Origin of the sequence: Aeribacillus sp. FSL W8-0870, assembly GCF_037963755.1 — a bacterium.
Taxonomy (GTDB): Bacteria; Bacillota; Bacilli; order Bacillales; family Aeribacillaceae; genus Aeribacillus; species Aeribacillus composti.
The window spans coordinates 2,074,765-2,099,383 of sequence record NZ_CP150165.1 but is presented as its reverse complement, the minus strand read 5'-3'; the positions used below and the strand labels follow the sequence as shown (position 1 = coordinate 2,099,383).

The following is a 24,619-nucleotide window of genomic DNA, read 5'->3' as shown; positions in this document are numbered from 1 at the left end:
TCTTATTAAAAAGTCACCCGCCTAAAAAGGATTCTTATAAAAAAAGAAGCAGGAACGTCTTCCCTGCTTCAGTTTCTTAGCTTCAATTGTTGGTTTTCCATGACATATATATGATCTGCGACACGATCAATAAACATGCGATCATGCGATACGAGGATAACAGTTCCTTCATATCCTTTTAAAAAACGCTCTAACGCTTCAATACAAAAAACATCCAAAAAATTGGTCGGTTCATCTAAAATCAGTATATTGTATCTTCCTAAAAATAGTTGACACAAAACTAGACGGATAGCTTCGCCACCGCTTAAATTGCGGACGTTCTTTTCTAAATCATTTCCTGTAAAATTCATTGCGTGCAGAACTGCACGAATCTTACTTTCATGATAGTCGCTTCGTTCTTTCATAAATGAAACTACTGTTTCGTTCTTTTCAAATTGATAGCCCATTTGTTTATATGATCCGATGACAGCTTTCGGAGAAAGAATAATTCCTTCCCCTTGCTGGATGATATGACGAAGGAGTGTTGTTTTCCCTGAACCATTTTTTCCTGTGATAGCGATCGTGCTCCCTAATGGGAATTGGAAACTGGCTTCTTTAAGCAGAATTTTATTTCCTGCCTTAAGCGTCAATCGATCCGCCATAATGGGAAACTTATTGTGCAGCTTGAGAGCAGCTGACTGAGGAAAATAAAGGGTTTGTTCCTTTTTTGGCGCCTCTACTGCTTCGAGTTGCTCCGCACGCTGCTCAATCGCTTTTGCTGCACGTTGAATCGCCTTTTGGCTTGTATCCTTTGATTTCGTCATAAACATTTTATTTGCCTTTGCTTTTGTTTCCTTTTTTGACATACGTTTATTTGGCTGAGTAATTTTTTCAGCCTTTTTCATTTTCTCCTCAGCTGCTTTTAAAAGACGCGTTTTTTCTTTCACGTATTTTTCGTACTCTTTAAGCTGTCTATTCCGAGCGAGCTTTTTTTGTTCTGCGTAGTCTGAATAATTCCCCGTATATTCCGTTACACGCCCGTCTTCTACCTCCCAAATTTTTGTAACGAGTTCATCTAGCACATGTCGATCATGGCTTACAAGAACAAGCGCGCCATAGTAATAACTTAGCTCATCAATGAAAAACTGCACACCGTCCTCATCTAAGTGTGTTGTCGGCTCGTCTATTAATAAACCTTCATGATAGGTGGAGAAAATTTCCGCTAATTTCAAACGAGTTTGTTCTCCGCCGCTTAAATTTTTCACTTCTGTTTGCGGGATTGACAACCTTCCTAGCAATTTATAATCGATTTCACGTTGAACCGGTCTTGACAGCTGATCAAAATAAGCAAAATCGGCAAAGCGATGTACTTGACCTTTATCAGGCGTAATTTGGCCTGCCAAAAGCTTCAACAACGTACTCTTTCCGGCCCCGTTTTTTCCGACAATCCCGATACGATCAAATTGGTGTACGGCCAGTCGAGGAATATTTAATACAAGTTGGCCGGAAAATGAAACTTCAATATTATTTAACTCAATCAATACTTTTTCCATGATTCGCAGCCCCCATTCTTGTTGCAAATGTTTTCTTTACGCCTACTAAAATTTCCAAATCCACCATGATCTCAGCCGAATCCCGATTTATAAACGCATCAATACGCCCTTTATCCGCAGACCATGCTAGCGGGGTCATTTGCACCAAGTGTTTAAGATCAGCTTTATTAAGGTTCTTTGTGTAACATAAATGCTGCACATCCAGTAGATGGAGATGTTTTTTGAAAAGCGACACTGTTTGATCATTTTTATAGAACTTTTTTTCGTTATGATCAAATAGTTCATCTCTCAGCTCTTTCAAATAATGAGGACGAGGAATAACTTTAATGACAAGTCCATCTTCGACTAATATCCTCTTGAATTCTTTGTAATTGGCAGGAGATAAGATATTTAGAATTACATGAAACGATTGATCCGCAAGCGGTGATGTTGCCAAGTCGCCTACCATCCAAATTTGGTTTTCGTATCTCTTCGCAGCCATGGCAATGCCTTCCTTTGAAATATCAAGACCAACCCCAGTCATTGCCGAAACCTTACATTCGTCCAAAATCCTTTGTAAATGGGAGCCCTCTCCGCACCCTACATCTGCAACCATTAAAGGTTTAAAAGAAACGTCCATATACTCCTTTATCGACCTTGCAATCGCTTCATGCACGAATGTGTATAAGTCGCTTTCCATAATGATTTTGCGTCTTGCTTCAAACAATTCCTTCTTGTAATGACTAGTAGAGGAACGAGTCATCAAGTTTACATATCCTTGTTTAGTGAAATCAAAAGTATGATTTTTAGAGCATATTAGGCTTTTCAAATCAACAACCCTCATCGAACTTTTACAGAGTGGACATCTGAATACCGCTACAAATTCACTAACAAGTTCTGCACTTTTGATTTTTTTGGTCATGTGATCTCTCCCTTTCCAAATAAAAAACACAGGCGATCTGCCTGTGATTCAGAGTAAAGGGAAGAAGACCCATCCTTATTTAAATTACGGGGCTATTTAAAGCCGTCACCAAATAAAGTGAAACTTCCATCAGTGGGCGACATGTGCTAGTGCCGATGAGAGAAATGATGACGCTGCGTTTTTAATCGGCCTTCATCCCCACTGATGGTTAGCTAAACCAATCGGGCTTTTACGGGCAGTTATTCCCCACTTAGACTTATTATATTTAGTCTTGAAGCGGGGACTTATTGCCCGTTAAAGCGGGATAAACCTTCCTTTTGCTAAATAAAAGAAGGATAATTATACATATATAAAAAAGACAGACGAGACCCGTCTGTCTTCATATTACATATTTTCTATATGAAATGAAGATTATTAAAAAAGGACAGACTGCTCCCATTACTCTGCATTCACAAGCAGAGCCTTTGAACGTATTTAATTACTTAGTTCAAAGCTGGGAAACGCAATCTGACAGAATACACTTTTTAATAATCCTCCTTTAAATTTTCAGTACACCGATTATTATAGAGATCTTATCTGAAAAAGTCAAAGAAAACTAGCAATTATTCCGCTTTTATACAACATTTTCTTGAAGAAGCTGTCCATTAATCTCCCTGATTCTCCACCATCTGATCCCTTTAGAAAACAATAATACCTGAAGTTTGTGACAGCATTTTGTGCTTAACACATACACGTGATCATTTTATAAGCTTTAAATGATCGTGATCCAAGCAGTTTCATCACTTCCTGTAAAATCTTTTCTGTATTTTTTGCTCAACTGTCCAAGACGATATTGGTATTGCTCTTTAAATAAAAGCTATACATCGAAATTACCTTTGGTTCAAAAAAGAATTCTTCGCAATTATTCAAACTTGTCCAATTCCCTTTTTTCTCGTAAAAGTTTTTGAAATTCCATTTCTAATTCTTTAGATGGTTCGATACTTAAGCGACTTAGTACTTCTGATATTTTTGTTTCGAGTAAGAGACGTTTTTCTTTTGCAGTGTCTCGAGTTTTTTGCAGTTGAGCATGTTTATATTGCTGATAGGTTCCTTCAAAAAGTGCAATCTTTTGATTACGTATTGCCAAAATTCGTGTAGCGATATTTTCAATGAATCGGCGATCGTGGGAGACGAAGATCACGCTTCCTTCATACTCTTTTAGAAGAGACTCTAATGCTTCAACAGATTCCGTATCAAGAAAATTCGTCGGTTCATCTAAAATTAACGTATTGATATCACTTAAAAATAGTTTTGCCAGCGCAACTTTTACCCGCTCACCGCCGCTCAAAACCTCTACTGGCTTATATACATCATCTCTGAAGAAATGCATTCTCGCAAGAACCGTCCGAATAAGTGTTTCATTCTGTTTAGAAGAAGACTGGACATTCTCAATAATAGATTTTTCCACATCTAATATATTTAAATTTTGGCTAAAGTACCCCATTTTCACAGCCGGGGAAAGTGTAATGCCAGGCTCTTCGTTGATGATCTTTTTTACAAGCGTCGTTTTTCCACTTCCATTTGGACCGATAATCGCTAATTTATCACCACCGCGTACATAGAAGCTTGCATTGCTCCAAAGTACACGTTCGCTAATCCTGCCTGTTACATCCTCTACACGTAAGATAATTCGATTTTTAAACGCTTCTGCATTCGGCAAGTTCATCTTAAGCGGCGGGAGTTCTTTCACTTTTTCTACCTTTTCAAGTTTTTCTAATCTCGTTTCAATGGCTTTCGCTGTTTTTTGCAGCTTCTTTTGCTTTTTGGCAAAGTACGGCTTCGCTCCAGTAATTTTCGCCTCTGATTTACTTACCTTTTTAGGAGTCTTTGTTGCTCTTTCCGCTTTTTTCTCTTTTAATTTTAATGCTTCTTCTAACTGCTTTCTCTTTTTCTCGTATTTTTCATACGCTAACTGTTCTTGACGTCTCTCTACTTCTTTTTGTTTTACATAATCGCTGTAATTGCCTGTATATTCCTTAATCTTTCCTTCATTGATTTCCCATATGGTCGTACAAAGAGTATCCAAAAATTCGCGATCATGTGAAACAATGATAAATGCCCCCTGCCACTCTTTCAGTTTCTTTTCTAACCATTCAATATGGTCTGTATCGAGATTTGTCGTTGGTTCGTCTGCAAGTAAAAGCTCTGGATCTTTCACAAAAGCTTTTTGAATATATTCTTGCGTCACTTCACCACCGCTTTTTGTTGTATCTGTTCGTTTAAACTGCGGCAAAAGTTCAAATTGAGTATGTTGAATAACGCTCCCTTCCTCTGAAGAAATTTTTTTAGCTAAAATATGAAGTAACGTCGTTTTCCCACTTCCATTTCGACCAACTAATCCAATTCGATCTTTTTGATGGATTTCCAATCGATCCACATCTAGTAATAAACGATCCTGTACATAGTGCTTTATATGATGAGCTTCTAATAAGAGCATATGAACATCTCCTTTGTACTAACTTAGGAGACAAAAAAATGCCTCCTATATACATTCAGAATAGGAGGCATAAATATTTAGGGGCACACCAAAAAGAAACTATTCTTTTAGATCCACCTATAGAAGACCAATCCTATTCTGAAAAAAAGACAATTGAAGTCATTGCAAACACAGCAGAGATTGTCTGCTAAACATAGCCTTCAATTGTAACCTTTCATAAATAGGATTAGTACTTCATTAGGTCAGTTCACCCTTCCGATCTTAAGTTTAAATTTACTATAAACGATTTACTAAGAATTGTCAAATGTTATTTGTAAATAAAAAACATTTTTGTTAATGGAACAAATTTTTTACATTCAACTCATACATAAATAGCATTCGAGGAGTTTCGTCACGTTTACACATCGACAGCCTGACAAAATTAAATATTACGAAACAATAATAAAACGTATCAAGGTATTTTTGGGATTAGAAAACGTCCCAACTGCATTTGATGAACAACAAAAGATTTATGATCGCGCCTGCAGAGGATTGAATATATGGATGCAGCAAGGGCAGCTTTACGAGAGTAAATGATTAAATGGTAGTTCTTATGTTAATAACATGTAACTTTTTTTGCTCCTTGCAAAAAATTGTTTCGTTAGCCAACCATAAAACGAGTTCACACACAGAAGTTGGAATTTAACTCATATTTCATGGGAGTACAATTGCTCCCTCAATTATTCTACAACAGAGAAAATTAGCGAATCTTTTGTGTAAACCTGCATTTGGGATAGGTGCTGCAGCATTTAAATTTTCCATATTTTCCATTTTTGATTACTAGAGCGCTGCCGCATTTCGGACAGCGGTTTTGCTGAATATATCGATCCTCCTGCTTTCTTTTTGTTTGAATCGTTTGTACATGCCGCTTTTTTATTTCTTTTTGTTGCTGCTTGTTCTTGACAATGACAGTTTCTAATTTTCGAATCAACTGTTGTTTTGTTTCTCCGTCGATCTCGCTTGTTCTATGCTGCTCAAGCACTTGTTTCAGCTGTTTTGGATAAATAACGTATGCATTGGAAAAATGAACTTCTGATTTGAACTTTGCCCGCGGCAGAAGCACGACGACCGAGTGAATTGGTATATGTGCAAACTCCTCCCCAAGCCAGTTTCTTAACGCCTTGATATGACCTTTATTTTGAAAAATTGGATTAAGAAATTTTTCTTTTCGTTTGTAAATGACTTGTGTCCAATATTTTGACGTTTCATCACCAAAAATCCAACCGCTGTAATTTTTGGTTTCAATCACATACAACCCATGATCAGAAAGAATAATATGATCTATTTGCGCTGGAGCCATCTTGTTTCGGAATATACAAGTCATGAAAAGATTTGTATTTTTCAGACGATTCTTCTATCTTATTTATTTCTTTTCGGACTTTATATTCTCCAAGCGATCCAAGCCATTCCGCTTCTTTCGATTTGAACCATCTTGCTAACAAGGCAAACAAGAATAAAAGAAGGAATGTATAGAAAAGATTCGTATTCATTGTATTCCCCTTCCTTGCTGCATCTACTGTATACTGTTGCAGACTGCTTTATTGATTTCTTTCAATTCTTATCGTATTGTTTTTTTTCAGCATAAATTGTTGAAACAATATAAAGGAGTGCATAATCCTTCTTTTAAAAACAAGCAATTAAGAATATCAGCAATACTAGTACTGCTAAAATTGATACAAAAGCCGTTGTTATTAGCAAAATATATCTAAACGGGGATTTAATTTTAAAGGACTGATAACAAAAGACTATTCCTAAAACTAATGTAATCAGAGAACCCATTTGCCCAAGCCTAGTATCTAATTTGTCTGTCATAAAAACGAACGAATAGAGAACAAGCAAGTGAATCGTTACAAGGAAAAGACAAAAAGCATTGACTGTTTTTGATTGAACATCTCCCATATTAACCTCCCAAGCTATTGAAATTTATATTTTTAATCTTTGTCACAATTAATCACTAAATACGAATGAATATTTAATCAGTTACCTTGAAGCGATTCCCAATGCCAAAAAACATTTATAAAGGGTATCGTCTTACCTATTAACGCTTTTTTTACTCATATAAACCTAAAATTATTTCTAAAAGTCCTGATAATGCCGAATACACTCATGATAATGTTAGTTTTAGCTCAAAAAGACAAATGTTAAAAATAATACTCTAATCAAGCTTTATTCATTTAGCCGAAACATTAATTCTTATAATTTGCCAACTAGTAATTCGTCGGTGATCGCAACAAAAAGCTTTCTCATCATTTTAAGTTAACCTTCTTAAGCGATGAAAGATCTTTTTTAATACTTCCCACTCCCTTTTTTTGAAAACGAACACTGTATCCATGATGATCGTTAATGTAATAGATAATAAGTCAATTTACTAATACAGTTTTGAATGATCTGCTCGAAAAAAATTTTGTAGCTGCACATTTTTAAATTGCACCCTCAAGAAATTTACTGATTAAATGTTTATAAACGTTTCTTCATTAGCTTTCCCAGCTTTTCTCATGCGTTCAAATTTGTAGTAATGCATTTTGAATTTCAAAGCTTAAAATCAAGTAGGACTTTTCTCTCTTATTCTATTGACTCTTTCTAGTCCAAAATATACATAATAGACAAAAAAATGCTGTCGAATATTGTCATAAAACTAAAAAAAGCAGAAACTTACCTGCTTCTGTCTTAATGGATTGACTTTTACACACTGCTGTAATTCGCCAACGCCGTTTTGGAACAATCATGTGGAATGATTCGGCAAATTGAAAACGCCACCTTATAAAACTGCGCCCATATTTCAAACTGTGCGTGATTATGGAAAATTTCACAGCTGAATTGATCAAAAATTTTTTCCATTCTAACTACGAATGCCATTACACTTTGCCAATTATTCATTCCTCTTCAATGATTTGTAGAAATCTTCACATAACCTTATCGATTCACTTTTCTTATACACGATCTCATGGATCCAATATTTTAAAACAGATTCTGATAAGGACAGTGAAGTTGGCCAGTTTTTAGTACGAACTCTCATAGTTCTGGATCTGTCACGGTCATCGGAGTAAGACTTGTTGGCGAGCTGCCTAACGGAACAACAGCAACAGATTTAGCCCTTAAAGTAACTCAAGTACCACTTTTTACTACAAATCGAGTAGGAGGGAGCGATTAACTCCCGTCCTCTCACACCACCGTACGTACGGTTCCGTATACGGCGGTTCAATTAAGATAATTGACGCAAGTCTTTATAACTTCCGTGAATAGCTGTTCTCTTTATGCCAGTGGTCACTCCACCCTCCAAGAGATCTCCCACGGGATTCACCGCTTCCTCCCTCAAGTGAGGTACTACGTTTTCTGTGTTCATCATGACTCACTGAATGCCAAGGGCTATTCTCTCTTAATTGTTCGGTCCTTCTTAGTTGTTCTAGACCAACTAATACTATGACCTCTGCTGACTTCTGACTGTTCAGCTATCTATCACTAGATAGGTTACCAAGGTTACTTGGCGTGCCAGCCAGACCTCCCCGGGTAAGAGTGTAATCTTTCCTTCCATCCATCTGCTTCATTTACTCTGTATCACCTTCGGCAGAAAGGGCTTTGTTTTGTCTTGCAAACTCACCCAGTGATACCTAGCCTCATATGAAGTTCGTGTTCCTCAGACCGGAAGTTTGCCGCTCGCTTCCTTCAGATTCCGCGTCACCACGGACACCCTTGCGTTAAGCTAACTGCTACTTCTGCCTTCGCAGCTCGGGACTTTCACCCTATAGATTACACCCATGCCGGGCGCACAAATAACAGCACAGACCTTTGTCATTGGTCTGTGCTGCTAATCTTTATAGATCATGTTGTAATCGTTGATTGATTGCTTTCCTTCTTTTCACTTTTTTTACGGAAATAGGTCGCCACAATCGGTCCAGAGATGTTATGCCAAACGCTAAAAATTGCGCTTGGAACAGCGGCAAGAGGCGAAAAATGAGCAGTCGCCAGCGCAGCTCCAAGTCCGGAATTTTGCATGCCGACCTCAATCGAAATCGCTTTTTGTTTCGGTTCTGACATTTTAAGCAGCTTCGCAAACCAGTAGCCGAGCAGCAATCCAAGCCCATTATGAGCAACGACGATAAGGAAAATAAGAAGCCCGCTTTTTGCGATAGCCTGCTGGTTTTGAGCGACGACAGCAGCCACGATAGCCACAATAGCGATAACGGAAACGAGCGGAAGAATTTGAACGGTTGCTTTTACTTGTTTTTTAAACAACATTTGTACAATCAGTCCGAGAATAATAGGAATAAGTACAACTTTCACGATTGACCAAAACAGAGCACCGGCTGAAACGGATAGCCATTTCCCTGCAAGCAGCAAAATTAAGGACGGTGTTAAAATGGGAGCAAGCAGGGTTGACACGGACGTAACAGCGACTGAAAGCGCCGTATCACCTTTTGCCAAATACGTCATGACATTGGAAGCCGTTCCGCCAGGACAGCAGCCAACAAGAATGATGCCGATCGCTACTTCAGGTGAAACAGGCAATAAGGTAGCGAGCAAAAAGGCCAAAAGCGGCATAATAAAAAATTGGGCGATTACCCCAATCAGCACATCTATCGGACGTGCGAAGACTTCCTTAAAATCATTGGCTGACAAGGTCAATCCCATTCCAAACATAACGATACCTAGCAGCGGCACAATATATGGGGCGACCCATGTAAATGCTTTTGGCTCAAAAAAAGCTAATGCTGCGAATATTAATACCCAAATTGCAAAAGTATTGCTGACAAAATTGCTTAGTTTGACAAGAGTCCCCATTATTTCTTCCCCTTCCAATTTATGAATACAACAGCTATTATACTTTTAATATTCGAAAAGTTTCAACTATAAAAATAATAGGTTACTATATAACGAAAACCTGTAAAGAGTATGGTTTTCCTTTTTTATTTATATTTTGTGGGCACTCTTTTTTGTTTTGAAACTTTTGATGTACAAGGATTTAGAGTGATGAAATTCATTCATATTGTTGATTTATAAGGATTAACGCTCTTAATGGCTTCTGGAATACCCAGAAGAATTATAATGTACTATTCATTAATTATTGGGAGAGGAAAACGATGCAAACAAACGTTGACCAGTGTACCCGTGTATATACGACGATCTATCCAATATTAATTGCAATCAGTATCGGTCAATTGACATGAAGCCATGCAGTCGGTTGTTCCTGAGTGTTTTCGATTTTGGGAACATCAATGCATTTATCGTATTCGCAAATTGGCTGGATCGCCTTTAATTAAATATAGTATTTTCATTTTGCACGCTGATCGTCGGTTTACTTGCAGATTGGTTTCCTTGACTGTGGAAAAATAAAAAACGGGAGAGACCAGAGTCATTGATTATCCTCGAGACATTTTTTTACATTATACTACATTTAATTTCCTTATCCAATTTTTTGTTAAATCTCGTTATTAAAATTGACTGGATAGTCAATGTTTTTTTTTAAACTGCAGGTTAAAAACAGTTCCATGCGAAGAACATGACATAATCCATTTTCTCCAAAACAAAAAAAGAGGATGCCATCTAAATAGACATCCCATTTTGTCGTATATGCTTTGTTTGAATAAAATATAAATATGCAATAAAAAGGCGTGAAATGTTTACTTTTCTTAATTTTTTTGAAAACTTTCGCTTTATATTTCCCTTTTTCGCACTTAATTCCACTTTACTTTATTTACAATACCATTCCATTGCATTTTGATAAAGGATTTTTTTAACTGCTTTATCATCAAAATGCTCTTGGATTAATTCGATATCTGAAAACCGGAATGGTCTTTTTGCCCTTGTAGAAGGCAGGTCCGTTCCAAACATGAGGGCATCTGGATTCACCTTATAGATATTTTTCATCGCTTCAACCGGGTCAAAATCAATTCGTCCAAATCCTGTTGCTTTTACACGTACACCCATTTCAACTAATGCAAGCAAATGTGGAAATCCTTCCTTCGACAAGCCTAAATGGTCAATGGATACTGCTGGAAGTTGGGCGATAATTGGCTTGATAGCCGGCAGCTCTTTTGAATTAATATACAATTCTGTATGCCAATTAGCTAGCTCATAAACTCTTTTAGCAAAATAATCTAATCGACGAATGTCCTCAGAGCCCCCGCGATTCACATTAAAACGCAGTCCTCGGACACCGTGTTTATTTAGCTCAATAATTTCTTCGTCGGACGTATCGTATGGAAGCTGTGTTATACCAACAAAATTCTTTCCTAGTTTTTGTAATGCATCCAACAAATATGTTTGGTCAAACTTTTGAAAAGAGCCTGAAACAATTGCTCCACCTACTAAATCAACTGTATTTACATGTTGTAAATAATCCTCTGTTGTAAATGGCTCGGGCAAGAAGCCTTGATTTTCGTATAAAGGAAACTTTGGATCAATAATATGTAAATGCGCATCAAATATTTTCATCAGATTACCCCATTCAAATGTGTCTCCTTTTTGTATTTTGGAACCATCAGCATTACTCATACCGCCTGTAATTTTATCAATGCTGATTTCTATTGATTAAAAATCAAAATTAGCATTATTTGTTATACTTAAAATCATGTTATTCTCATTTGGTTCCATAGAATTATCCGTACAAGCCGATAAAAACATAACTATCAAAAATGAAATTGATAAAAGTAACGATTTCTTCATAAATTCTCAACCCCTTATTAAATTAATTATTTGATTATTTATTCTTGGGTATCCTTATCACTTTGATATTCAAGAATATCCCCAGGCTGACAATCCAAAGCCTTACAAATAGCATCTAAAGTTGATAATCGAATCGCTTTTGCTTTTCCATTTTTCAAAATAGAAATGTTAGCCATAGTGATTCCAACTTTTTCAGATAGTTCTGTTACACTCATTTTTCTTTTTGCTAACATCACATCAATATTAATTATAATTGCCATATTTTTCACCTCAGACCGTTAAATCATTTTCTGATTTTATTTCTATGGCATTTTTTAACAACTTTTGAAGAACCGCAGAAAAAACTGCAATCACAAATGAAGCAAAGATAATTATAAATCCTGCAAGTGCTATTCCAGGGTGTAAGGCATTTTGTGATATAAGAAAAATACTACCTATTACATATAAAATGCTAATGGCATTTGCACAGTATTTTATATTTTTTAACGCATTTACTGAAAACTCCGAGAAAGCATTGTTTTTATCAATGTTGTTTAAAAGTCTTAAAGTCTGATATAAAGCAAAGAAAAATGGTATTGCAGTTACATACAAACCAATTAATACAGGATATTGCAAATAAGCATATTCTGGATACATTTCTGCGGTATAATTTGCTAACCAAGGTAACAAAAATATACACAAAGCAAGTACCGTAATCCCAATAAGAAAAACAGCTATCTTTAAAAAGAGTGTTGTTCCTCGTTCCATAAAAGCACCTCACTTATTTACCGTTATTATTATCCTAATACAAAGTTTATTGTCTTGCAATAAATTATTGTTATTAATTAATATATTATTGTTGTTTTACTATTGTAATTTCTTTTGTTGGTGTGAAATAAAAAAGCATCTCTTTTTTTAGACAGAGATGCTTTGAATACCTAATACAGTCATAACAATAAATTTCTTTTTTCCAGTATGTCGTAACACTTTTACAAGGCATTGGAAAATTTATTTGCAACACTCTTGTTCATTAGAATATTTAAACTTTCTCACAACACATCACTCAACATTCCACCAAATAATCCGATTTAGGCATCCATTGTTTTCAAACTGTTAAAAAAGTAATTCCACCATATATTCCGAAGACCCAAAATTTTTAAATGATGCGACACGCTCGGTTTCTGCATATCAAAATGGGAAGCAATTTCACCAGCGGTTAAATCCCCATTTTTTAGCAAGGAAAGAATCTTTCTTCTAGTGGGATCAGCAATGGCTTTAAACGCTTCGTTAATATATCGATATTTTGGAAGTCAATGTCTTATTTTTTAATATTTTACAACACGACTGTTGATTATCAAAAATTAGGTATGTCATTTCCAAAACTTTGAGAATACTTAAACAAGGCAACTCCGATTGCCAATTGAGAGGAAGTTGTCCAAAAAGAAGTTGACGTTCAAAAGAAATGAAAGTAAGCCCCTTTTGCACCTACTTCTATAGCCATCTTAACAGCACGCAGGCAATGACGACGCAAACGACTAATTGTAGACTGCTTTTTCTATTGTCCCAAATAGGATACTGCTTGATCCATCGAAAAGATCTCGACCGTCCAACGTTTTTGATACATATCGGCGATCTTTTCCGCCGATAGTCAAAACATTGGCTACAATGCGAATCTCATGTCCATGGATGTCACGAAAGATGGCCACTCGATAACGTTTCTTCGAACGGCATTGCTTTGTTCCTAATTGACATGTTGTTTTCTGAAAGAAAAAAATACAGAGTTTTGCAGTATATCTATATCCAAATTTTGTATAAATATACATATATGCGATCTATCCATCAAGAGCTTGGCATGGATCCTCTGTAGCCATGATTCTTTAGCCAAGCACCAGCTTCAACAGTTTTGGCAAAACCAAAAAAGGTTTTCATGTCTCCCCCTCCATGTAAAGCACCTTGTATATCACTGCGTAAGGATTTTGTAATTCTCTGCACTTTTATTTTGCAAAAACAGAGTTGTGAAAGTGATCCATGATTTCACGGTTTGCCCTTCCCTCATCAAAATATTTCTTCACAACATCTAATTTATATTCTTTATTGTATGTTTTTTTAATTTTTACAGTAGATGAGCAAAATCACTAACATAAATTTACATCGAAACAAAAAAGGAGACATGAACCCGATTCCTTGGTTAGAATAGATGTGCCAACAAACCATTCACACAAGGAGGTTCATGTCTCATGAATAGATTAGCACATCATCAAGGAATCCACAAGTTTTTCACGATGTTGGGGTTGGCACTTTATTTTTCAAAACCTGTCATGAAGCATCTCGTTCATATCGTGGATGCGATGATCACGAAAGGCTTTTCTGGAACGTTGACCGATCTTCATCATTGGAGCTTTCACCCCAATCATCGAACGACACTCAGCCATTTTTTCACGAAAAGCCCTTGGGATGAAGAGACGCTGCTTGGCAAACTCCAGCAATGGATGCTTCATCGTGTCGAACGGATCGCCAAACAGAAAAATCAACCCCTTTTTGTTTCGATCGATGATACGATTTGCCAAAAAATCAAGCCTTCGTCACGGGCAACGCACGCCATTCAAGGGTGTGATTGGCACTATTCTCACACAGAGAAAAAGTCGATCTGGGGACATTCTCTTGTTTGGCTCATGGTTCATACGATGACCCAGGCTTTTCCCTTTGCGTTCCGCCTCTACGACAAGGCGGCTGGGAAAAGCAAGGGGGAACTCGCGATCGAGATGCTTTCTTCTTTGGATGTACGCCGTCCCGTTTATGTGCTGATGGATTCGTGGTATCCATCGCAAGCGCTCGTGGAAGCCTGTCTGAAAAAAGGATTTCACGTCATCGCGATGCTCAAAACGAACCGGATTCTCTATCCGAAAGGCATCGCCATCCAAGCCAAACAGTTTGCCCGCTATATCGAACCGAACGACACCCATCTCGTCACGGTGGGAGAAGAGCGTTATCGCGTGTATCGCTACGAGGGATCGCTGAAAGGTCTCGATGATGCCGTTGTGTTGTTGGCTTGGAAAGCCGATCAGCCGATGACACCCGAACATCTTCACTGCGTCTTGAGCACCGACCGGGAGCTAAGCGATGAAGAGATCTTGCGCTACTATGCCCAACGTTGGTCGATCGAATGCTTTTTTCGACAAGCGAAAGACCAGCTGAAGCTCGATGGGTACCGCGTTCGTCAACGTCGGGCGGTGAAACGGTATTGGATCTTGGTGCAACTCGCTTATGTGTACAGTATGGTCGAGTCCAACCGGGATTTCTCTACTGGGCTTGATCTTCTCCGAACGAAGAAAGGGCATAGTCTCGTCGAGTTCATTTACCATGCAGCGAAGCAAGATATTCCCATTGATGTTGTCAAAAAACAGCTCCATGTGGCATAAGGGGTACCCTGTTTGTCTCTTTTGGTATGGTAATTATTGTTATGAAAATTGCTCATCTACAGATTTTTACCTATAAAAATACCCCCTTCTAGTAGACAGTGACATCCCTTTCTTTTTTCTGTCTAACTATAAGGGGATAATATCAAAAATCTGGCCCTTATCTTCCTTTCAACTGTGAATTATAAAACTCAAGTTATCGACAATTATGACGGTTCCGTTACTATCCCTTGAAAGGCTGACTGATATATGGTTCGGATATCTTCTTTATTAAGCTTCATTGGACTTCTTGCGAGCAATCTTTTTTGTTTCACCCCGTCTTCCGTCAATTTTTCGATCGCACTTTCCGGAATGCCGAATTCTCCCAAAGTTGTCGGAATTCCGACATCTGCCACTAATCTTTTTAGTTCCTCGACACATTGATAGGAAGCTTCTTTTTCAGACAAATAGCTTGAATTCTCGCCTAGAGCATTCAATATGTCCACCATTCTTTTTTGGCAGCTTTTTCGGATGTAGCCCATCACATATGGCAATAAAACTGCATTGGAATCGCCATGGGCAATATGAAATTGTCCTCCAAGCGGATAGGCTAAAGCATGTACGCCTGCCACGCCGGCATTAAAAAAAGCTAATCCGGCAATATAGCTGCCGTAACTCATATCAATCCGCGCCTGTTTATCATTTCCGTTTAACACAGCTTTACGGATGGAACGGCTGATCAGTCTCATCGCTTGCAGGGCAAGACCGTCTGTTACCGGATTGGCATTGATTGAGACATATGCTTCCACTGCATGTGTCAATGCATCGATCCCCGTTGCAGCGGTCACTTTCGGCGGGACAGTGACAGTTAGTTCCGGATCAATAATTGCTACATCAGCGAGCAAATAATCATGTGTTACAACATCTTTCGTACTTTCTAAAGATAAGACAGAAATATTAGTGACTTCAGAGCCCGTTCCGGAAGTTGTGGGTATCAAAATTTTGGGGAGACCTTTTTTATCTACTTGATTTGTACCTGTTAAATTTAAATAACTTTCCACTGTTCCTTTATGAACAGACAAGACTGCTGCAAGCTTTGCCAAATCCATTGCGCTTCCTCCGCCTAAACCTATGACGAGATCGAATTTGTTTTCTCTCGTATAGGCGACAAGCTTTTCTCCGATTTGAAGCGGAGGCTCTGGTTCGATGTCAGTATATACATCAATGCTGTATCCTTTTTCTTGTAATGGAGATGTGACGCGGTCAACGAGCCCTATGTCATTCAACACCGGATCTGTCACAACAAGAATTTTCTTAGGTTGATATTTTTCAACTTCCGGAACAAGCTGGCTTAACGAACCCCATCCAGTATAACATAAAGGTGTAAAAACTAGCTTTGAATGTGTCATGACTCTCCTCCTTCACACCCTGGAATGTTCTCTTAAAGCATCGACATTTGTGTTCTTTAAAATCTAAATGGACGTTTCCACCCATTTCTTCTATATAAACTCCGGGAAATTTTATTCATAATATCCTTCCGTCGATTTTCTGAATCCTTTAAATTGTTCTGCATCATGCCCGAACCATACTTGGGAATTTGTTTCTTTGGCAATCCGGCGAATTCGTTCGACCGTTTTCGCATATCCGAGAGAATCATAAATAATTCCAGGTGGCTTGATTGGCGGCCCGTAGCTTTCTGCCGTATAGATCGCATCAGATGCAAGAATGATGCCGCCAGTTTCAGGAAGGTGTACATGAAGACCAAGCATTCCCCAAGCATGACCGCTGCCAAAGTTTAAAACTTTCACCCCTTCCGCAAGTTCAACATGATCTTCATCCCGATTGATTGTCCTCCATTGAAGATTATTTTTTATCCATGCATCAATATCTGCCCAAATGTATGCCCCTTCTTTTTGGTTGCGGGCATAAGATTGTAATGTGCCGTTAAATTCGTCTTCATGTACGACAACGGTTGCGTTTGTAAACATTTCTAAGCAGCCCGCATGATCGAGATGAAGATGAGATGCCACAACAAATTTAATATCCTCTGGTCTGACCTTTAATTGCTCAAGTCGGTTATGCAAGTAACATTCTTCGCTCGCTGTCCATGGGAACGTTTTTTGCGTCGTTTCAGACCAGCGGCCTGCAGGACCCATGGAATTTGGATTACATGCCGTGTCAAAAAGAATTTTTCCTTCAGGATGGTCAATTAAAACGGTATAAATCGGGAATTCGACAAACTCAGTCTGCGCGTTCGGATTGTCAATGGTTGCTGGATTGTGCATCGCAATCATCCAGTTTTTGTCCATTTTCATTCGGCCGTTGTCCATTACATACAGTTTCGGGTGTTTTTTAATAATGTTTGCCATAAAAAACCCTCCTATAATGAAATAGAAAATGTCAATCAAGACATGAGATAATTCTTAAATGACGACATGTAAAAATGTGTTCTTGTTTTTGTTTCAACATTCAGCCATTTCTACCACAACATATTCCAAATTCCGTAAGCGCTTTCTTTATACAGTACAAGAAATACTGCTGAAAGAATAGAGGCAGTATATTCTTTTTTTCTATTCATTCATCATTCGTTCTACTTTCCCCCTCCTTATTTTTTGCTCATCAATTTAAATGCAAAATGCATGCCAAAAAAAGCTTCTTACAAACAAAGGGATTTTTAAGCTTCTTTACTAAAAACTGTTGAAAAATTTCACCATAAAAAAGGATTAATAATCGAAATTATCGAAAATATATGGTGAAATTATTCACCAAACGGTTGAAAAAATTCACCAATCAGATGAAAGGTTGTGATTATAATCAAAGCAAACTCTATTAATTCCTTAACTTGGGAAAATATTTTTTCATGCATGCATAACGGAGTAGTTGTCGTCGATCGAAAAGGAAACATTGTTGTGATGAATGCTGCTGCAAAAAAGTTATTGCAAGCGGAAAATGGAAACTGGGAAGGAAAGCATATTCAAGAACTCGTCCCTCACACAAAAATTTTGGAGGTTGTGGAAAGCGGCGATCGTTCAATCGGTCAAAAAATGATACTAGCGGACAGACAATGTATGGTAAACCGGACTCCTCTGTATCAAAACGGCAAGCGCATCGGTGCGATCAGTGTTATTCAAGATATTACTGAAATCGAGCAATATCGCAGCCTACTAACACAGCTTGAGGCGATTATCGAGTTTTCAACTGACGGCCTTTATGTTGTTGACAAAGAAGGGATTACGATCTATGTTAATTCCGCATATGAAGAGATTACAGGTTTTGAACGCACAGAACTGGTCGGAAGGCATATGCGGGATCTGATGACGAATGGTTATATTGACCAGTCAGTATCTCTCTTAGTTTTGGAAAAAAAGAGACAAATTTCCATTATGCAAAAAATAGGAGGCAAAAAAGATGTCATTGTCACCGGAAATCCGGTATTTAATGATCAAGGAGACGTTGAGCTCGTAGTGACGAGCGTAAGGGATATCACACAATTAAATAAACTTAGAAAAGAGTTAGAAAAAGCAAAAAGTATTTCCGAAATAAACCAAAACCGTTTTTCGGCTCATGTGAACGGATCAGAACAAATGTTTATATGCAACAGCAAAAAAATGAAAAACATTTATGAGAAAGTAAAACAAGTGGCGCCTTTTCCAACAAGCGTCCTTTTAACTGGCCCTTCCGGAACAGGAAAAGAGGTGATCGCCAATTTTATCCATCATCACAGCCAACGGAAACAAAAGCCGTTTATTAAAGTGAATTGCGGGGCCATTCCTGAACATCTGCTTGAATCTGAACTATTCGGCTATGAAAAAGGTGCATTTACTGGTGCGAATAAAGAGGGGAAAATTGGTCTGCTTGAATTGGCGGACGGCGGAACCGTTATGCTTGACGAAGTAGGAGAAATGCCTCTCTCTTTGCAGGTAAAGTTATTACGAGTATTGCAAGAAAAGCAAATTCAGCGAATAGGAGGCAGGGAGCCAATTAAGCTTGATATTCGATTTATTTCTGCAACGAACAAAGATTTAAAGCAACTTGTTTCAGAAGGAAAATTTCGTGAGGATCTTTATTACCGTCTGCATGTTGTTGAAATAACTGTTCCGCCCTTATCTGAACGCCAAGAAGATATATCACCGCTTATTGATCATTTTTTTTCATACTTTTGCAAGCTTTACCATGTCGATAAAACATTGTCAAAAGAAACTAAGAAGGCTTTAACGAGCTACCATTGGCCTGGAAACGTCCGAGAATTGAAAAATTTAATAGAAAGCATGATCGTATCGGTTCCCTCTCAATTGATCGAACCGCACCATCTTCCTTTGCACATTCATGATCAAAAAGACGGTGAAGAAGCTTTGACGCTGAAACAGCGCGTGGAAAAATTTGAACAGCGAATTGTAAAAGATGTGATCAAAAAATATCCATCACTACGGATTGCGGCAAAAGAACTCGGCATCGACCATTCCACATTAGTCAAAAAGTTAAAGAGATGGGGTTTAGATCCAAAAAAAGCAAACATATAAACAATCTCGATTTCTGCTCATCTAAAGATTTTATTCTGTTGTGCCGGAGAAAAATAATTTGCAGTTGCTAATCAAAAGAAGCGTCCTCATTTTTTCAGACGCTCTATATTAAAGGAGTAGAATTTTTACATGGGGTGTCTCATAAGTCAATTTTCGACTTTGAGGTTCCCTTTTAAAAGACTTGTATCGTTTGTTGGATCATCACGCGAAATACCGCTTAAAAACGGTTTAAAGACGCCGACATCCATTCCCTTCTCTTTTATACAGCTGCTAGTCCGCAAGCTATTATCGTTTTTCCAACACCAGTATCAGTTCCTGTTACAAAAAGACCTTTCATTTGATCATATTCAACTCTTTTCCGATTAATTTAAATGCATGCAACAAATAATCTATCTCCTTTAAGCTATGGTCCGCGGTCACCGTTAACCGAATTCTGCTTTCTCCAATAGGTACAGTCGGCGGTCGAATCGCCGGGGCATATATTCCTTTTTCTTGTAATCTTTTTGCAAATAGGACAGCCTTATGAGCATCTCCGATCAATACAGGAATAATTGGTGTATGATCTCCCTTCACGGTGTACCCCATTTCTTGTAAACTAGTTTTTATTCGTTTTGCTTTTATAAGCAATTGCTGTCGTTTTTCTTTACTATGTTCGATGATTTCCAATGCTGTATATGAAGCTGCACAAATAGATGGTGATAGTGCGGTTTGAAAGATAAAGGTTCTGGCATGATTTCGCAAAAAGTCAATGAAAACCTTCGATCCAGAAACGACCCCGCCTTCCGTTCCAACCGCTTTACTTAAAGTGCTAATCACTACATCCGGAAAGACGTGAAAAAATTCACTTGTTCCCCTGCCGTTTTCTCCTAAAACTCCTGTTGCGTGTGCGTCATCCACAATGACAAATGTATGATAACGTTGAGCAAGTGACATGATTTTATCTAAAGGCGCAATGGTACCATCCATACTAAAGACACCATCTGTGACAATAAAGCGTCGCCGTGATGAATTTGTTTCTTTTAATTTTTTTTCCAAATCTTCCATATCTACATGGTTATAAATGACGGTATCTGCTTGTGAGAGACGGCATCCATCGATAATACTCGCATGGTTTAATTGATCGCTAAAAATAACATCACCTTTTTCAGGCAATGAAGTAAGCACGCCGATATTCGCCAAATAACCGCTTGAAAACAGCAAGGCACTTTCAGTCTGTTTGAAATCTGCAAATCTTTTTTCAAGCTTTTGATGCCACTGCGTATTGCCTGTCGTTAGCCTTGAGCCGCTGCTCCCAACCCCAAACTCGTGCAATGCCTTTTCTGCTGCAAGAATCAAGCGTGAATCATTGGCCAAGCCCAGATAGTTGTTTGAGGAAAATACTATGTACTTTTGGCCATCTACGTACATTTCGGGACTAGGTGCAGTATTCATTGTTCTAAGCGTCCGATACAAGCCGGATTCCTTTGTCTTCGCTAAACGGTCGTTTAACCACCCATTAAAGTTCAACGCTTGTCACCTCATTATGTCTTTAAAAAGCAAAACCTCTTTTTCTGTTACCCGTGACAATTGCTTCTTCCATCCTTGGACCATTGATTCAATTGTTAGTGCGGCAATTTCCTGATGCTTTTCCTTAAGCAGTTGTTCAAGTATGTTTAAGCATTCATCACGACAATGTTTCGGATCGCCGCTTTTTGACCGATAAACGTAAGGAATAGGTGCCTTAAAATTTTCAAACATTAATGACCCATATACTTGATGATAAAGCTGGATGGAACCGACACTTATGGCGCCGACCGTATCCTCATGATAGCCGTTTTGCATTGTAATAAACTTTTGTTTCTCTGTCTTATTGATATTTTTCCAATATTGAAACGCCATCTTAAGTGCAATTTCCATCGCTTCAGCTCCGCTATCTGAATAAAAAACACGCGTCAGCTTTTCAGGACTTATTTGAATGAGCTTCTCCGCAAGCTCTGTTGCTGGAACATTTGTCATGCCTAACAATGTGGAGTGGCCATTTTTTCGAGCTTTTTTTTAATTGCTTCGTCCAGTTCTTTTTTACGATTGACCATGTACGTTAGTCAAACGGAAGAAAAGCCGTCATATATTCTTTTCCTTCAATATCTTTAACTTTCATTCCTTGGCCGCTTTCAATTATAAAAGGATGATCATCATCTGTGTAAAAGGCAGTCATAGATATTTTTTACTTTTTTCGATTAATTGTTGTTTCATTTTCTACCTCCCAATGAATAAAGACTGGCTGTTTTTCTAAATAGTGAATATAGGCATTCAGATCTTTCCTGCAATCAACAAAAAAGATCCGGCAGCCGCGTTCATCTCCATATTCTTTTAGGTTTGTAATCCGTTGATACCCCAGCTTTTTACTTGCAACATAGCCAGTAGTATATTCAGGATCGTCTGACCAACATAGTTCAGCGATGGTAGCCGGATGCGCACACACCTTTGTGGCAATCACAAGTGCTTCCCTGATTCTTGTACTCTTGGGCACATGAAAATAGTCTGCCCAATGTTCAAAATTCGTCTTCATCCAATCGATTCTTGAAACACGCACTCCCTTTTCCTGCCTATCATCAATACGTTTTCCTGAATGAACATCAATTAATATAGCGCCTCTCATTCCTGAATATTTCGTCCATTCTGTAAATGCTTTTTCAATAACCTGTCTTTCGATACCGACTTTCTCCAAAAGCAGCCTAGACAACTTTCGCCCTTTCTCTACTGTATCTGCCTCATTTGTGTCAATATGTAATGGTTGAATTCGTTTAATCGGTTCGTGAATAGATTCAAATTGAATTTGCATAAAATCAGGAGTACCTCTTGAGTGATGAAGTCCCTTTTCTAATAAAGCATTTACTGAATTTTTTAAATCACTATAGGTTGAAAGCAGTTCTCCACCAGATATATGTTTTCCGCCATGTTCATGAGGTCCATTCTTGGCAGCTCTCATTCTGACACTATAATACCTTTCCTCTTCCATTCGTTGGCCTCCAGCATCCGTCATTTATTTTATGTCAATGAATTTCCGTCAAAATTCATTAAACTAATTAAAGAGCTATTTCTAATTTTTCCAACCTCCAATCTTTTTTATGTTAACTTTTAAAATAAAAAGGTTAACAATTAAATGATAAAATTGTTAACTATTAATGTCAATTGGTTAACTAAAATACGCACTCAAAATGGCAGCCAGTCTCGGGTGAAAGGAGCTTTTATTGAAGATAAGCGGTTAAGCTGAGTAGGAATGCTTTGCAAAATGTTTTTATCTTAAAAAATGCCGTCTAAAAGGATATGATTATTCCTCGCTTTTCTCATTCATTATCAGTTCAATGCCGATTTGAAAAAAATAAGTGTGAGTAAAATGTTTGTGGGAGAAATTCTTAGAATTCCCCGATGAGGGGGTTGGGAACGTAGGTTCGTAATCCCCCTCATCGGGGCCAGCAAGCAAAGCGCGGTAGGATCCCAAGCAGGAAACATGAAAAAAGGACTCTCTCCCTGGTAAGATGATCATTGTCCACACCATCAAACAGGAGGAGAGAGTCCCATGAATATTCAACAACATCTTACCACAAATTCGTTGACATTCAAAGCGATCGAACTTGATTTGTTTCGAGCCTTGCAAAACGCCTTCACCGAGCTGTTTACGGCTCTGTTGGAGGACATCAACCCGGGACAAGCGCCGGGTACCACTTGAAAGACAAACGACGCACCACGATTCAAACCTTGTTTGGCGAAGTTACCTTTGAGCGAAACTACTATTTAGACCGAGAACAAAACCGTTACACGTTTTTGCTTGACTCCTTTTTAGCGTTTGATGGATCACAGTCAATCAGCCCTTGTCTAGAAGAAACAGCGGTGGGATTGGCTGTGGAGTGCTCTTCCTATCGCAAAGCGGCTTGTACGCTTGCCCAGATGGTCGGGTATCCGGTGATGAGCCATGAGGCGATCCGCCAGTTGGTGCTCGAGGCTGAAGTTCCGCTGCACTGCCCGGTTGACCAGCGATATGGACGGGTGCTGTTTGTGGAGGCCGATGGACTGTTTGTCTCTCGCCAAGGGAAGGGAAAACGGGCCAAGGAAGACAAAATCCTGACCGTTCACGAAGGGTGGAAGCGCAACGGCTCACGGATCGAATTCGTGAATCAGCGCCATTACGTCCATGAGGGCAAGAGGGAGGTGTGGGAAGGCTTCGAGGAATTTTTGATGAACGAATATGCCTATGATCCGTGTCGGGATCTTCTTGTCATCAACGGGGACGGCGCTCCATGGATTACCGCATGCCGGGAGTATTTCAAAGGACGGGTCTGCTTCCAATTGGATCGATTCCACGTGGCGCGTGAGTTGCGCCAATGCCTCTCGGGCCATCCACGGTGGCAGGCGATTCGGCAAAAGCTGGCGAAGCAGGATGAAGAGGGGTTGCTTGTGGAACTGAACAGCGCCCTCGGCACGCTGGGGGACGAAGCGAAAGAACAACAGCTGGCTGCCTTGATCCACCGGATTGAATCGATGCCGGGATGCATCCGTGATTACCGGGAATGGCTGAAGGAGCAAGGAGTGGACACAACGGGCATGTATCCGATGGGGAGGGCTGAAAGCGTGATGAGCCAGCTGGCGTATCGGGTGAAATACCGCCGCAGTTGGACAGACAAGGGACTCAGGGCGTTTTTCAAGGCAATGATTGCCCGGATGGATGGGATTCGTCTTTTCGGACGTCGTTTCGGAGAAGAATCGTCGCATCCGGCGGAGGAAACGGCATCTACCAAACAGACGATCGTGAACAAGGCGAAACAACGCGTCCGCCGTCTTCTTCCGGAGGTAACGCGGAAACAAGCCATATTTACAGCAATCGTCCGGGACTCCGATCTATCATGCCCTGTCTGAACTCAAGGGATGGTAAAAAAAGGTATACATATCGGTCTGTCATGGCAAGGGATGAGAGTCCGAAAGCGCTTACGGATGAAATTCAAAAAAATGGTTCGCTAACCTATGACTTACATCTATTTTCAGCGAACCAAAAAAATTCCCACAAAGTCTTGACTGACTCGGCACCCAATCCGTACTTGTCAGAACCATTTCATTCGAATAAAATTGAGAAAAGGAGA

16 protein-coding genes and 5 pseudogenes are annotated in these 24,619 nt (G+C 38.9%); 3 read left to right on the top strand and 18 right to left on the bottom strand.

Annotated elements, in window-relative coordinates:
* Nucleotides 1–68: 68 nt before the first annotated feature.
* The 12 genes and pseudogenes from abc-f to NSU02_RS10050 all read right to left on the bottom strand — a co-directional run.
* The gene (abc-f, locus tag NSU02_RS10105) at nucleotides 69–1,532 is read right to left on the bottom strand and encodes an ABC-F type ribosomal protection protein (RefSeq protein WP_339192815.1); all 1,464 of its coding nucleotides are present in this window, start codon (nucleotides 1,530–1,532) and stop codon (nucleotides 69–71) included.
* Nucleotides 1,513–2,433, bottom strand: a complete 921-nt coding sequence (locus NSU02_RS10100; RefSeq protein WP_339192814.1) for a putative RNA methyltransferase — start codon at nucleotides 2,431–2,433, stop codon at nucleotides 1,513–1,515. Before NSU02_RS10100 ends, abc-f begins: the two co-directional genes overlap by 20 nt.
* Before the next feature lie 901 nt (nucleotides 2,434–3,334).
* Entirely contained in the window at nucleotides 3,335–4,909 is a 1,575-nt protein-coding gene (locus tag NSU02_RS10095; RefSeq protein WP_339192813.1) for a Vga family ABC-F type ribosomal protection protein, read from the bottom strand.
* Nucleotides 4,910–5,648: 739 nt separating this feature from the next.
* Complete coding sequence (locus NSU02_RS10090) at nucleotides 5,649–6,197, bottom strand: NERD domain-containing protein (RefSeq protein ID WP_339192812.1); 549 nt, start codon at nucleotides 6,195–6,197, stop codon at nucleotides 5,649–5,651.
* 13 nt (nucleotides 6,198–6,210) lie between these two features.
* Complete coding sequence (locus tag NSU02_RS10085) at nucleotides 6,211–6,438, bottom strand: hypothetical protein (RefSeq protein ID WP_339192811.1); 228 nt, start codon at nucleotides 6,436–6,438, stop codon at nucleotides 6,211–6,213.
* Between the two features lie 1,192 nt (nucleotides 6,439–7,630).
* Nucleotides 7,631–7,825 (bottom strand): hypothetical protein, encoded by a 195-nt coding sequence (locus tag NSU02_RS10080; RefSeq protein ID WP_327873792.1) that lies wholly within the window; start codon nucleotides 7,823–7,825, stop codon nucleotides 7,631–7,633.
* A 942-nt stretch (nucleotides 7,826–8,767) separates the two neighbouring features.
* The gene (locus NSU02_RS10075; protein ID WP_339192809.1) at nucleotides 8,768–9,727 is read right to left on the bottom strand and encodes a bile acid:sodium symporter family protein; all 960 of its coding nucleotides are present in this window, start codon (nucleotides 9,725–9,727) and stop codon (nucleotides 8,768–8,770) included.
* Nucleotides 9,728–10,636: 909 nt separating this feature from the next.
* Nucleotides 10,637–11,380, bottom strand: a complete 744-nt coding sequence (locus tag NSU02_RS10070) for an amidohydrolase family protein (protein ID WP_066250671.1) — start codon at nucleotides 11,378–11,380, stop codon at nucleotides 10,637–10,639.
* Nucleotides 11,381–11,649: 269 nt separating this feature from the next.
* Nucleotides 11,650–11,871 (bottom strand): helix-turn-helix transcriptional regulator, encoded by a 222-nt coding sequence (locus tag NSU02_RS10065; RefSeq protein ID WP_094245812.1) that lies wholly within the window; start codon nucleotides 11,869–11,871, stop codon nucleotides 11,650–11,652.
* A 10-nt stretch (nucleotides 11,872–11,881) separates the two neighbouring features.
* On the bottom strand, nucleotides 11,882–12,358 hold the full coding sequence (locus tag NSU02_RS10060) for a DUF2975 domain-containing protein (RefSeq protein WP_094245811.1): 477 nt from the start codon (nucleotides 12,356–12,358) through the stop codon (nucleotides 11,882–11,884).
* 380 nt (nucleotides 12,359–12,738) lie between these two features.
* Nucleotides 12,739–12,882, bottom strand: a pseudogene (locus NSU02_RS10055) (metalloregulator ArsR/SmtB family transcription factor); the annotation flags it as partial.
* A 62-nt stretch (nucleotides 12,883–12,944) separates the two neighbouring features.
* Nucleotides 12,945–13,344 (bottom strand): annotated as a pseudogene (locus NSU02_RS10050) (transposase); the annotation flags it as partial.
* Nucleotides 13,345–13,827: 483 nt separating this feature from the next.
* Here NSU02_RS10050 and NSU02_RS10045 point away from each other — a divergent pair.
* Nucleotides 13,828–15,009, top strand: coding sequence for an IS701 family transposase (locus NSU02_RS10045; RefSeq protein ID WP_339192808.1), 1,182 nt, complete (start codon nucleotides 13,828–13,830; stop codon nucleotides 15,007–15,009).
* A gap of 203 nt (nucleotides 15,010–15,212) precedes the next feature.
* On the opposite strand, the gene NSU02_RS10040 is transcribed toward NSU02_RS10045, so the two are convergent.
* Together NSU02_RS10040 and NSU02_RS10035 are read right to left on the bottom strand one after the other, a co-directional pair.
* Complete coding sequence (locus NSU02_RS10040; protein ID WP_063389499.1) at nucleotides 15,213–16,394, bottom strand: iron-containing alcohol dehydrogenase; 1,182 nt, start codon at nucleotides 16,392–16,394, stop codon at nucleotides 15,213–15,215.
* 111 nt (nucleotides 16,395–16,505) lie between these two features.
* Complete coding sequence (locus tag NSU02_RS10035) at nucleotides 16,506–17,354, bottom strand: N-acyl homoserine lactonase family protein (protein WP_063389500.1); 849 nt, start codon at nucleotides 17,352–17,354, stop codon at nucleotides 16,506–16,508.
* A 495-nt stretch (nucleotides 17,355–17,849) separates the two neighbouring features.
* Between NSU02_RS10035 and NSU02_RS10030 the strand changes: the two genes are divergently transcribed.
* A complete protein-coding gene (locus NSU02_RS10030; protein ID WP_339192806.1) occupies nucleotides 17,850–19,505 on the top strand; it encodes a sigma 54-interacting transcriptional regulator in 1,656 nt (551 codons plus the stop codon).
* A gap of 170 nt (nucleotides 19,506–19,675) precedes the next feature.
* Here NSU02_RS10030 and NSU02_RS10025 read toward each other — a convergent pair.
* The 4 genes and pseudogenes from NSU02_RS10025 to bioW all read right to left on the bottom strand — a co-directional run.
* Nucleotides 19,676–19,842, bottom strand: a pseudogene (locus NSU02_RS10025) (AAA family ATPase); the annotation flags it as partial.
* Nucleotides 19,839–21,011 carry an 8-amino-7-oxononanoate synthase gene (gene bioF / locus NSU02_RS10020; RefSeq protein WP_339192805.1) on the bottom strand — a complete coding sequence of 391 codons (1,173 nt, stop codon included), beginning with the start codon at nucleotides 21,009–21,011 and terminating at the stop codon, nucleotides 19,839–19,841. The pseudogene NSU02_RS10025 and the gene bioF, both read right to left, overlap by 4 nt.
* A gap of 72 nt (nucleotides 21,012–21,083) precedes the next feature.
* A pseudogene (locus tag NSU02_RS10015) lies at nucleotides 21,084–21,695 on the bottom strand (aminotransferase class III-fold pyridoxal phosphate-dependent enzyme); the annotation flags it as partial.
* Nucleotides 21,696–21,708: 13 nt separating this feature from the next.
* On the bottom strand, nucleotides 21,709–22,503 hold the full coding sequence (bioW, locus tag NSU02_RS10010) for a 6-carboxyhexanoate--CoA ligase (protein WP_339192804.1): 795 nt from the start codon (nucleotides 22,501–22,503) through the stop codon (nucleotides 21,709–21,711).
* Nucleotides 22,504–23,064: 561 nt separating this feature from the next.
* Here bioW and NSU02_RS10005 point away from each other — a divergent pair.
* Nucleotides 23,065–24,414 (top strand): annotated as a pseudogene (locus NSU02_RS10005) (ISLre2 family transposase).
* The last annotated feature ends 205 nt before the right edge of the window (nucleotides 24,415–24,619 follow it).